The sequence below is a fragment of the Lelliottia jeotgali genome (assembly GCF_016771845.1).
GTDB lineage: Bacteria > Pseudomonadota > Gammaproteobacteria > Enterobacterales > Enterobacteriaceae > Enterobacter > Enterobacter jeotgali.
The window spans coordinates 175,651-186,303 of record NZ_JAENMQ010000009.1; the positions used below are offsets into that span (position 1 = coordinate 175,651).

General features: G+C 36.0%; 9 protein-coding genes and 1 pseudogene. 3 read left to right on the forward strand and 7 right to left on the reverse strand.

From position 1 onward, the window contains the following. Positions 1 to 13: 13 nt before the first annotated feature. Positions 14 to 301, reverse strand: a complete 288-nt coding sequence (locus JBO43_RS16710; RefSeq protein WP_202674733.1) for a thioredoxin domain-containing protein — start codon at positions 299 to 301, stop codon at positions 14 to 16. Positions 302 to 429: 128 nt separating this feature from the next. Continuing rightward, positions 430 to 783, reverse strand: a complete 354-nt coding sequence (locus JBO43_RS16715) for a hypothetical protein (RefSeq protein WP_202674734.1) — start codon at positions 781 to 783, stop codon at positions 430 to 432. A 474-nt stretch (positions 784 to 1,257) separates the two neighbouring features. On the opposite strand from JBO43_RS16715, the gene JBO43_RS16720 reads away from it, so the two are divergent. Beyond that, positions 1,258 to 2,250 (forward strand): DUF2860 family protein, encoded by a 993-nt coding sequence (locus JBO43_RS16720; protein ID WP_202668386.1) that lies wholly within the window; start codon positions 1,258 to 1,260, stop codon positions 2,248 to 2,250. A 541-nt stretch (positions 2,251 to 2,791) separates the two neighbouring features. Here the strand turns inward: JBO43_RS16720 and JBO43_RS16725 are convergent. The 3 genes from JBO43_RS16725 to JBO43_RS23225 all read right to left on the reverse strand — a co-directional run bounded on the left by JBO43_RS16725 (position 2,792) and on the right by JBO43_RS23225 (position 4,721). Next, positions 2,792 to 3,928: an HlyD family secretion protein gene (locus JBO43_RS16725; protein WP_202668387.1), complete on the reverse strand. Its 1,137-nt coding sequence runs from the start codon at positions 3,926 to 3,928 to the stop codon at positions 2,792 to 2,794. A 5-nt stretch (positions 3,929 to 3,933) separates the two neighbouring features. After that, entirely contained in the window at positions 3,934 to 4,296 is a 363-nt protein-coding gene (locus tag JBO43_RS16730) for a DUF3302 domain-containing protein (protein ID WP_202668388.1), read from the reverse strand. 65 nt (positions 4,297 to 4,361) lie between these two features. Beyond that, positions 4,362 to 4,721 (reverse strand): ANR family transcriptional regulator, encoded by a 360-nt coding sequence (locus JBO43_RS23225; protein ID WP_407929816.1) that lies wholly within the window; start codon positions 4,719 to 4,721, stop codon positions 4,362 to 4,364. Positions 4,722 to 5,759: 1,038 nt separating this feature from the next. On the opposite strand from JBO43_RS23225, the gene JBO43_RS16740 reads away from it, so the two are divergent. Both JBO43_RS16740 and JBO43_RS16745 read left to right on the forward strand, forming a co-directional pair. Continuing rightward, positions 5,760 to 6,383, forward strand: a complete 624-nt coding sequence (locus tag JBO43_RS16740; RefSeq protein WP_202668390.1) for a helix-turn-helix domain-containing protein — start codon at positions 5,760 to 5,762, stop codon at positions 6,381 to 6,383. A 212-nt stretch (positions 6,384 to 6,595) separates the two neighbouring features. Then, positions 6,596 to 7,012, forward strand: coding sequence for a hypothetical protein (locus JBO43_RS16745; protein WP_202668391.1), 417 nt, complete (start codon positions 6,596 to 6,598; stop codon positions 7,010 to 7,012). A gap of 809 nt (positions 7,013 to 7,821) precedes the next feature. On the opposite strand, the gene JBO43_RS16750 is transcribed toward JBO43_RS16745, so the two are convergent. Continuing rightward, complete coding sequence (locus JBO43_RS16750; RefSeq protein ID WP_202668392.1) at positions 7,822 to 8,355, reverse strand: type VI secretion system ImpA family N-terminal domain-containing protein; 534 nt, start codon at positions 8,353 to 8,355, stop codon at positions 7,822 to 7,824. A gap of 1,300 nt (positions 8,356 to 9,655) precedes the next feature. Further along, positions 9,656 to 10,232 (reverse strand): annotated as a pseudogene (locus JBO43_RS16755) (integrase core domain-containing protein); the annotation flags it as partial. Positions 10,233 to 10,653: the final 421 nt, after the last annotated feature.

The window sequence follows — 10,653 nt, forward strand, 5'->3', positions numbered from 1 at the left end:
TGGCGCGCCAATTTTATCTTGCTTTGTCAATTGCTGCGCTAATTTTAGCCTTATCAGTCATCCCCAGAAAAACTGTTGTTTTTTGAATTGTAGCGTTTTCTGATGGCATTACTATTATTACAGGCGTTCCAGTGAAACCTATATCTCGTGCAAGAGAGAAGTTTTTACGGATTATTTCTGAGTATAGTGGATTTTCTAAAACAGTCTGATTTAAAAACGTCCCGCTCGCTTTTTCAATATCTGCTAACGTTAATTCCCCTTCATTATGATTTGTTTCAAATATGTTGTTATGATATGCCATATATGCTTCACTGCCTTTTTTTTCCCAGATTGATAGCCCTGTCTTTGCTGCAATATTTGATTCCTTCCATGTTTCAGAAAAAATAGGCCACTCCTTGAATAAAAACTTTACATTCGAAGATGATTTTGTTAACTCTGAAATTTACTGCAAAATACACATTGATAATCAAAAAATAAAATTACTGATACGTCACCTTTCGGATCACCATAAAAAGGGGTTTCTGCTGTATCAAGTAATTCACTTTTGTAGGCTATAACATTTTTTAATATCGCTGCATACTCTTTTTCCCTTTTATTATTCGAAACATTGATGAGCAAAGATTCAAAAACCTCAGGGTTAGCCATATAAAATTGGGTTACGATTTCCGCGACAGCATCCTTGGATAACTCGTTGTTATTTTTATTTATTCTTTCATTTGCGTTGGCGATAGATACTAAAGACATTAGGAAGAAAAAAAACATAGCGTGGCGTTTAAAAAACATAGGAACAACCTTATCTATTTAAAAAGCTATTCTAATTAGCTCTGAATACAATGGCAAGGTACTAAAAATATGCGTCCATGTGTATTTTTACACAAGCTTTTGAGTGAGGTGTGCAAACTTCAAACTTTAGATTTACACGTGCAAATCATTAAGACCATAATTATTTCTTTGTAAAATACTTCAGCAATAAGGACATCCCGGCCCAAAATAATACAACGCATTGCGTAAAATAACGCGTTTCATTTGTTGCTTTGCCGTGCGGGTTGTGGATAATTATAATTTATAATGTCTTAATTATAGCTTTGATGACTATGCATTCTACTATATAAGTCCAAAGTTTATATACTCATATCATATCTTTATGAATCTACCCATCCTAAGGGTGTTCGACTGACAACTCATAAAGTTAGCGCAAAACAGATGTGTTAATAACATCTTTTCATTCAAATTATTTGTAACAAGAAGAGTATCATTATGATTATTCGCCCACTACTTTTATCACTTCTTTTGTGTGAATTTGCACATGCTCAGGTTGTAAAGATCCCATCAGAGTCTGGATTCTCAGGATTTATCTTAGGTGGCGCCGGTGGCGTCGATTACAAATCAAATATGTTTAAAGGTCCTGGGAATGATAATAGTGAAAATTCAGGTTTAAATAGTAGTCCTGACTCACATTCATCGCTCATACCCATTTATGGTATAGACCTACGTTACACTTTATCAGACACTCATACTCAATTTGTTTTTGGTAATCTTATTCAGGATGCCGTGCAATTTGATTTCACTCAGCAAATGGGGATTCGACAACAAATTTCTGATAAAGGCATTCTGTCTATTGCATATGTATTTCCTCTAATGCCGAATGAAACATGGACTGATCCCTATGCCAAAGGGAAACGTAACGAAACAGACATAAAATCCTCAGGTGGACGCCTGAGCTGGGAAAAAATTTGGGGATATCCTTTCAATATATCCTATACGGGTAGACACTTTGACATCCAAAACGAACAGAGTGGTCAAGACCTTAATCTATCTGCATCTGACCGTACTCTACTTAATCGCAATGGCAACACCCATGATGTCGCACTCTCATATGATTGGCTTTTTTCCCCTGGTCACCTTATTCATCCAGAAGTAAGTTATATGCGAGCAGATTTAGATGGTAGGGCAATGAGTTATGATAAAGTAACGCTACAACTCTCATACGGATATACGAATCATAAATGGTCTGTTGCAACAAATGTATTTGCAGGCGTATTAAAGTACGATGAAATAAATCCAATTTTCAATTCATATTCTGATGGTAAAGACTATGGAGTTAAAAGCACTTTCTTCTTACATAAAATTGCAGGCATCAGTAATCTAAATAGTTTTGTAACTGCATCATATAGTAAATATGATTCTGATATTGGATTCTATGATTCATTTGTTAAAAGCATAAGCGCGGGATTTATTTATAACTTTTAATAAAATAGTACCATACTGAAGGCGCAGTATTTGGGTGTTTTCATAATACTTAACTGCGCCACAGTTAAATCATATATATCTTTTTCAGTAATTAAACAACCAATATAATAATAACAATAACTAGAATCAATAACCAAAAGAAATAAATCGAAGAGATGTCTAAACTAGTGCCCTGTATATGCGCAAGCATGTTTTATGATACGGTTTTTTATCACTTATCCGGCATGAAGTTAACCAACATTCATATCTAATTCAAATGGTCTTCAATGTAAATCGTTTATCCTTTATTTGATGTGAATTCAAAAACTTAGGCGCAATATAATAGTTGCTCATAGTGATTATATTATTACGCATAAATAATGCCCCATTAGTTCCATAGCCGCCATTACGGCGGCGTTTTCAAAAAATTAGGGGCTATTGTAAATAATGCATCATGTTGTCTCAAACTTTCTGTATAAAATATTAAGTTTATCCCATTGTTCTTGTAAATAAGAAAATATGTAACCCCGCCAACTAAAGATACTTTTTTACATACTATGATTTAGTGATCGATGTAAAGATAATGCATCCAACTTGTCATGCGCAATAATACTTTTCGCATTATGGAAATATGCTCGAAATGTTTCGTATATACAGCGGCCTGGGCACTTATCCCGTCCGGCAACTTTTCTATCTGAGAATCAGCGTTAAGTTCAATTGTTACCAAAACTCCATCAGTCCCAGCTTGAAGCGTTAATGATTGCAGTGCACCCTGAGCTTGATAAGAACCGCCTGAAATTACTGGAATGATGCTTTTAAGTTTGCCGTTAAAAACTTGCCCCGGCAGAGCATTGAAAATAACCTCTGCATCATCACCTGTGTGAAGTCGTAGTAGCGAATTTTGACGAAACTGAGCAACAATTTGTCTTTTCTGCTCAGGAATGAAAACCATTACGGGTCTTAACGGTAACGCAGCAGCATATGATCCAGGCCTAATCAATACCTGAGTAACGTAGCCATCACTCGGTGCTCTAACTACAGTTTGCTCGAGATTATATTTAGCTTCATCAAGCTCAGCCTTAAGCCCTGAAATTTGAGATTGTTCATCATTAAAAGTACTATCAAGTTGACTCTTTATTTGCTTTTCACTCGCTAACGACGCTTTGACCTTGGCATTTTGCGATAAATAATTTTGTCTGGCATTATCTATATCATTTTCTGAAAACGGGTTTACTTTAGCCTGGCTACCTTTCAGGTAACGCTGATAGTTTTTGTATAAACGGTCTCGTTCAGCTGTTTCATTAGCTGTTACCGCTTCATACTCGGTGAGTTGCGCACGAAGAGCTCTTATATTTCCTTTCATGGTTTCAAGTTTTGCTTCAATTTGCTTCACTCTTGCCTCATATCGTACAGGGTCGAGTCGAAAAAGGACCGTTCCTTTTTTTATTAGTTCATTACGTTCTTCTGTAACTTCAGTTACAACCCCTGTTACTTGAGGTGTTATTGGAACTGAAATAACGGCTTTTTGTGCTACGAACGTATATGGGTGGTTATAGTTCATAATCAAAACCAATCCGCTAACTAAAAAAATACCGCCAAGCGCAGCAGTGGGAACTGTCCATTTATTTACTGGAATCTTAAATAACTTAAATGATGAATATGAAATCGCAACATATGTTAAAATTATTAAAATATCCATGGATACTATTTACTCCTTTCATGATTCTTTTGAATTGAAACATTGGACACATTGGACATTCTATGCTCAATATGATCAATCCTACTCTTTAATGCTTGTAACTTTATATCATAATACTCTTGCTTGTTTTTTTCACTCATACCCCATCCCCTTTCTGGGTTATATAGAGTCGCCCAAATCCATAAAATTGGCCATATGATATGTAATGTAAATAGGCTTACCCAACCGGCAACATGAATAGCATCAGCATGAGGATGATTCCGATTTTTAGCTAACATATAAGGTATGTCGTGGACTATGATAATTCCATAAAATATGACAATAAAGACAAATACAAGCACGCCTAGAGAAAAGTAATTGAGAATCATTTTAGCTCCTGTGTTACATATAGATTGAATATTGGATTGTTATCAAAATTAAACATCCTTTCATTTTATAAAGGTGGCATTTTCAGTAAAATCGCGAAACGATCGCACATTTCTTGTCTATGTTCACACCATTTTATATTTAGTCCCCAAGCATATTTCATAGCATTTTTCCAATGTGTTGCAGCTTCTGGATAATGTCGTTTTTGCTCGCATATAGTCGCGCTTGTGGCGTGTCTGTAATATTGATTATGATTGTTCTGCATATGCATTTTTATGTACCATACTGTTAATTGAATTTTGAAGCCAGTACTATAGCTTTTAACTACGTTATGATGATATGATACCTTATCTGCAAATAGGCAAGGTAAAAACCATTTGTTTTTTTGCACTTGCACTAAATTATTTATACACAACGTGTATTGCATAATTAAAAAATGACTAATTTACACCTTATTTTTCAGGCTTTTAATAAAGCATTCACTTAGTTATTGTTATGAAAGCGTAGATTCTTAAAACTATAATTCATGATAGTGAAAATATAGCGGTGAGCGAATAACAGCTCATTGATGAACAAAGGAGAAATGTTATTCATTATAGTTCATTAGTCCAGCCTTCCACACAGTATGTACTTAGAAAAGATCAAGGTCCGATCTGGAATTACTTTTTTCTTATAATCCGTTGAACACACTAAATGCACATGAAATGAGTTCTTCAGGCGCTACGTACCAGCACTAGCATGAATGACGTTACACATAAGTCGTCGCGTACCTCTGGAGGATTCTGAGAACATCGATTTAGTAATGAATTGTTATGGTTGCTCAAAGATGTTATTTTCATCGACAGGCACAATTAAGTTTGTAGTAATTACTTTTTTACAAAGAATCAATTCGCATTCTGATATCTTATCCAGTCAGCCTACTTGCTTTAGTAGTCGTTGCTGGGTAAGCTAAATATAGCAATGCCCTTTTGCCAGATATTTTCTTTGATTTGTTCAGTGGCAGAATAACTGGATTAATCGCATCCATCGGTTTCTGACCAACGGAAAAGGCTGAAAAATTGTATGACATATTGAAATTTTTATTATAGCCAGGAATGAATACTATCGATATAAACTTTTAAAAAATACCTTTCCAGTTTTAAAGCATATACAGGGGGTAATGTATTTTTAATAATATGTAACTAATAATCCAAATCTGAATGTCTTCATCAACAATGCGAAAAATAAAGCAAACACTTTTTATAAAAATAAAATATACGTCCAACACGTAGTTAAGTAAACAGAGAAATGTGATGAGACTTGCATTTTTAATGCAAGTCTCATCGCTGTTTTATAGATTATTGTGCATTGCTTCACAGATTATAAAAAACACAATGAAGACAAAGTTCCTTTTGTAAAAATAGCATTACATTCATTGCGTGTATTGTGAACTAAACCAAAATTTATATGAATGGGGTAATATCTCATGGAAAACCAATCTGTTACTATTGCTGCAAATCGTATCATTGACGCTATCGAAAGTGACAATTGTTATCATCTGCTAATTGCTGGCGATAATCAATGTATCCATTTCCAGAAAAAAGACATTATTTACTTAATGTGTTTACGCTCAGGGCAAGCTGAAATTCGCCGCATTTCTGACAATACTGTAGTTGCTTACATAAAATCCCCGGCAATACTTGGACTGACTCTATATAAAGAAACAAAAACACTCCATTATCTTAAAACAACTTGTTCATCAGAGCTGCTCATGGTTAATCATGAACAAGGTATGAATTTAATAAATGAAAAAACATTATGGAAGGAAGCTTTCTTACTCTCAATAAATATGACCAACACATGCTATATGAGAGATGAGAATTTTATTTCGCGCAACGTGTACGGAATTATCAGGCAGCATTTAGAACTTATTTGGGAAATGGATCCTGATATTCGCGTAACACTTTCTATGTTTGATTTCATACTAAATCGCACAACAATATCAAGAAGTTCACTAAATAAAATTCTAAAAGAACTCAGCGCAGGAGGATATATAAAAACACGCAGGGGAATATTACTGGAGAAATACACGCTCCCATTGAAATATTAAATTCCCTATTCCGCCTAAGTATAATTTACAAAATCATTTTAGCCAGCGGATCATAGTCATTTTTACACGAGTTTACTGATGCAAACCAGGTATGTGTATTTTTGCATTGTAATTAAAACCAAAAAACACATCTTGTGTATATTTACTTTGGTATGATTGAAAACCTTCTGCTGTTTGTTAGCGGTTTTTTTTAGTTAAATAGGTTTTCAATTATGTATATTGTACGCGCAGTGGTTTTATCTTCCTTACTTGTTTCCAGCTTCACTTTTGCTGAATCTGGCGTTCAAACACCTGTGGGCAACACTCCATCTAACTGGGCAACAAACGAAAATTGCAAGGCTGCATGGGATTTCTCGCGCGTTGAGACGGATGTTTATCAAACAATGCCTGAAGGCTACAGTGCCAGTAGCCCATCCAAAAATATGGAGGATCATTGCATGCTTATTTCTATACAAGGAAATAATCCAGAAGGTGAAGGTACATGTTCAGTTGTCGCAAAATGTTCTAACCTTAACAAACTCACAACTGATCCATCTCGTTGGGTTATGAATGAATTCACAACTAATGTAAGCGGCAGCCTGTCTTACATCAAAGCAAATGATACTGGTCACATTTACGGTTACAAATAATATAAAACAACGACATTTTTAGTTGATTTATAGAGTAGCATGCAGACCATAACAAACCGGTCTGCATGTAAAATAAATCAAACCAACAATGCAAAGTATAGATAAATATATTCCATTAACAGCAAATGACATTCTTCACACTTTACAGCTATCAAAAAATGTCCTACACACGGGAGGTGCGTTTCCATATTAAAAAGACAAAGTGTAGTAACATAACTTATTATCTTATATTTTTACTATTAATGAGTGAAATCTTACTTGAATACTTTATTTTCTCTCGAAATCCTTTCAGACCGTCTCTAACAAACAAGTTTTATCATATATAATCTAGCGAGCGCACTCATTCTTCTTCAAACATTGCATAACTAACTTTGTATAAATTTAAATTTCGCATATTTTGTTTCTTAACTCGAAAATGAAGTTCCATCAGTTGGTAGAATTTTCACTATTTAGTATGGTCTAATGAAACAATCCCTTCGACTTTGCAATTTATTCGGTTATGTGTTTATTACGTTCTCTCACATTCTGAATGCTCGGTGATTTTAAGGTTTGCGCTAAAATTAAATTTTAATTTTTAGTTCGCGTGCCATTCTTTAATGTTCCAAAGTTGCTTATTCTTAAATAAACATATTGTCTATTCCATCAATTTAAATTCAACCTTAGATTTACTTCATGCTAACCCACTTCATCTCCACCGAGTCCATAGAACGCAACTCTCATTAAACTTAATAAATCCTGAATTTAACTCAACATCTGGATAAATTTTATCAGTCATCTCAATGCATGCAGAGCTTGCTGGAAACAATCAATTATGGCCTTAGTAAACCCGGCTTTTCGAGTCGTGTAATAGCAAACCTGACTTGCTCCCTAAAAGACTCGAGGTTGCCAGGCTCTTCAGTTCCCGCTCGCTCGAGACAGCTACATAACTCCGTGAGAATTTGTTCACTAACATAAAGAGCATTCAGGTCATGGCATCCATTTAGTTTAAGACTCTCAAAAGCATTCTGCAAATCATTCACGAATTCGTTAAGCAATTCTGTTTGGATCTTCAAATAGCTAGTTCGATAAAAATTAGGGTTATTACGAATGAGTTCATCAATTATGAATAAGCCATCATTCATTCCGCAAAGCCCTGCTACATGAACCCTTACAATAGTGTACCAGCAAACTGTCTGCAATCCTATGCTGCTATATTCAAAATTGCGCAAGCACTTGGCCTGGGCATTCAGCCAATTTTCATATGGATCTTCAGAGTTCAATATTTTATTCATTTCATCATGTAGCTCAGAATATTCACGCAGATAATAATCATTGCATCCCCCCTTCGTATATTTGCGTTTCATAGTTTTCACGAGACAAACAGGAACAGTCCATAACATATTACTAAGATACCTTTTTGCTGACTTGGCTAAGAGCCCAACATGTCATTTACAGGAGTAACTTTATTTAAGTTATATACTAAAAAATCGTTTATATAATTTTAACCAGCAGTCATATTAATTTTTACCCTACTTTTATGAAAACAGATATAAACTGAGCGATATAATACAAACCCATGCCCCATAAATAAAGGTAATGTTCATTTTGAAAACTTATCTTACAATTTTGAGTGCTTAAGCAGGTTTTAATTAATATTGATATATAGCTTGCTTTCAAAAAAATCGAAAAACGTCTCTTCCTAATCTGAAATATATAAATGAAATTTCCACCCCAATCACTATAAGTACGACAACGATGATATGGTATACACTTTTTCCACTTATGTCATGTGCACCACACTTTTGACATATTAGATCTCTTTCGCTACAAGGATGACAACAATAAAAACATAGCTTCCTGGTATTTTTCACATTTGCCCCCTACTCAAAACTTTTTTAATAACGTAAATAGTTACATTGTTGTGATTTTTTCGTTTCTAAGACTTTCAAGAGTTATTTTTTCGCGCTTCTTTATTAATATGTATTGATTATAAAGTGCATCAGACTTCTCTTCTGGTAGTCTAAGTTTGGTTATTGCGTCTCTCACATTCATACCTAACTCTGTAACCAGTATGTCTATAGCTGCTAAGTAATAATACAAAACATTGACACTCCATCAAAACCGAGACTCTAATTATCAAACTTGCTTTTTTACTATGCAACTAAAAAGGAATGAAATGCCCTACAAATGTAATGAAATGCACAATGCTTAATTACATGCAATGAAATGGGTAATTTTAAACAATAAATGTGGTTGATATTTTTCTTCGCTCACTAGGTTTTGGTGGTTCGTGCTAACATTTTTAACTATACAATTCATCTTCTTTTACAGGTCCAACAAGTAAATATTACTTCATGCATGAATAAAAATATCATTTTCTACAGCCAAACTATCTGCACGTAGAAAAAATAACCCATGGTCAACAACCTGGTTTTATTATAAAAAGCCATTAATAGCATTTCATAAGTGCTTATCTATGGCAGTATACGCTGATTTTTTAATGACCAAATTTAAGCAGGTATCATACTGTTGCGCGCATATATTAAAATTACGAACTGAAGCTGTGCATAAATGATGACCTGACCCCAGGATTAAATACAACGCTCACTTAGTAATGCCGGATCCTTCATTATCAGAATTACCCTTTCTCCAGCCCGCCGAAAATTAAGACGGCGTCTGATAATTCAGCGTGGAGTGCGGGCGGCACTCGTTATAATCCTGACGCCATTCACTGATGGTTTTCCTGGTACGGCTGACCTCGCTGAACCAGTGTTCATTCAGGCATTCATCGCGAAAGCGCCCGTTAAAACTCTCAATAAATCCGTTCTGTGTCCTGCTTGCCGGGCTGAATAAGACGCAGCTCCACAACATGCTAAAAGGCCCATTGATCGAGCGCGCGGCAGGTTAACTCCGGGCCCTGATCGGTTCTTATCGTAACCGGATAGCCGCGAAACAGCGAAATGCTGTCCAGAATACGCGTGACCTGCACGCCTGAAATACCGAAGGCAACGGTGACCGGCAGGCGCTCCTTCGTGAAGTCATACACGCAGGTCAGGCACTTGTTTCTGCTACCGGTGGCCAGCGCATCCATGACAAAAATAATCGACCAGGTCAGATTCGGCGCCGCTGGGCGAAGCAGCGGCAGGCGTTCTGTTGCCAGCCCTTTACGACAACGTCTGCGTTTTACGCCGAGTCCACTCAGATGGCAGAGCCGGTATACTCGCTTGTGTATAATATGAACTCATAATTTTTAATATCGATAAAGATCGTCCAGGAGCTCATAAAACAAGGGATGAGCGAGATCGAGACAAAGCATGATTAACAAACCTTAGCAATCATTAACAAACCTTAACAAACTTCATAGACCACTTTTGCCCCATCCATGCCCCACAGTTGAATTTAGCGAACATCAGATACCATCAGTGCTGCGAAGCGAAACTGCAATAAAACTCGCACCATAATTTCCCCAAAATCTTAATTGCTCATAGTTGGCAAATTGACAGACAATACTCCTCGGTATAAATACTGTATATCCGAGGGTCTTCCCCGATCATGGTGGGAAGGCTCAGAACGCCATATTCAGCTTTCCGTAGTGGAACATCACCCCCAGTTTAAAGCGCTCCCGGTTTCGGTATCCCCTGGCTTTTATCCTCAGCAGCCTG

Excerpts from the sequence above, each read along its gene's own strand:
- JBO43_RS16710 (WP_202674733.1), bottom strand. The coding sequence starts at position 301 with ATGGCATATCATAACAACATATTTGAAACAAATCATAATGAAGGGGAA.
- JBO43_RS16715 (WP_202674734.1), bottom strand. The coding sequence starts at position 783 with ATGTTTTTTAAACGCCACGCTATGTTTTTTTTCTTCCTAATGTCTTTA.
- JBO43_RS16720 (WP_202668386.1), top strand. The coding sequence starts at position 1,258 with ATGATTATTCGCCCACTACTTTTATCACTTCTTTTGTGTGAATTTGCA.
- JBO43_RS16725 (WP_202668387.1), bottom strand. The coding sequence starts at position 3,928 with ATGGATATTTTAATAATTTTAACATATGTTGCGATTTCATATTCATCA.
- JBO43_RS16730 (WP_202668388.1), bottom strand. The coding sequence starts at position 4,296 with ATGATTCTCAATTACTTTTCTCTAGGCGTGCTTGTATTTGTCTTTATT.
- JBO43_RS23225 (WP_407929816.1), bottom strand. The coding sequence starts at position 4,721 with ATGCAATACACGTTGTGTATAAATAATTTAGTGCAAGTGCAAAAAAAC.
- JBO43_RS16740 (WP_202668390.1), top strand. The coding sequence starts at position 5,760 with ATGGAAAACCAATCTGTTACTATTGCTGCAAATCGTATCATTGACGCT.
- JBO43_RS16745 (WP_202668391.1), top strand. The coding sequence starts at position 6,596 with ATGTATATTGTACGCGCAGTGGTTTTATCTTCCTTACTTGTTTCCAGC.
- JBO43_RS16750 (WP_202668392.1), bottom strand. The coding sequence starts at position 8,355 with ATGAAACGCAAATATACGAAGGGGGGATGCAATGATTATTATCTGCGT.